Raw genomic sequence first — 598 nt, forward strand, 5'->3', positions numbered from 1 at the left:
GGGTAGGTCGGCCAATCAAGTTCATCCTTACAACTGGACAGATACATGAGAGTACACAGTCAAAAGCGTTGTTAAGTGATGTGCGTGATGCAAATGTGCTTGGGGATAAAGCTTATGACTCAAAGGATTTGTATGCATTTTTACTTGAAAGAGGGTGTAATATAGTCATTCCACCAAGAAGTAATGCAAAAGAGCCGCATGAGTATGATAAGGAAATTTACAAAGAAAGGCATTTGATTGAATGTTTCTTTTCGAAGCTGAAGCACTTTCGTAGAGTTTTTTCAAGATTTGATAAAACAATAATCAGTTTTAGTGGATTTTTAAACTTTTCTGGGAGTTTGATTTGGATGCGGTAAAAAAATTGGTTCACAGAACCTAATAATCCAATAAAAAAACTCATTTAAATAATACTTGAGCCTTGCGGCAAACTAGCTTATCATTGCTGTCGTATTTTGTTTAAAACGAAGCAGGTAAGTTAATGCATTACGACGAAAGAGTAGTATCGCTATTAGAAAGATTAACACAGACTTTTCATGAGAAGTTCCCTAAAAGAGATGCGGATAATCTCACCGCATTGGCACCTGCGTATACCAAGGTG

Annotated in this window: 1 protein-coding gene; it reads left to right on the top strand. The window is 36.5% G+C overall.

Annotation, left to right across the window (positions count from 1 at the left end; translation table 11 throughout):
• Positions 1-356, top strand: a 356-nt coding sequence (locus tag DNK84_RS10595; protein WP_162902386.1) for a transposase, incomplete at its 5' end; no start/stop codon positions are given.
• Positions 357-598 lie beyond the last annotated feature (242 nt).

The organism is Facilibium subflavum (assembly GCF_003574485.1).
GTDB classification, from domain to species: Bacteria; Pseudomonadota; Gammaproteobacteria; order Francisellales; family Francisellaceae; genus Facilibium; species Facilibium subflavum.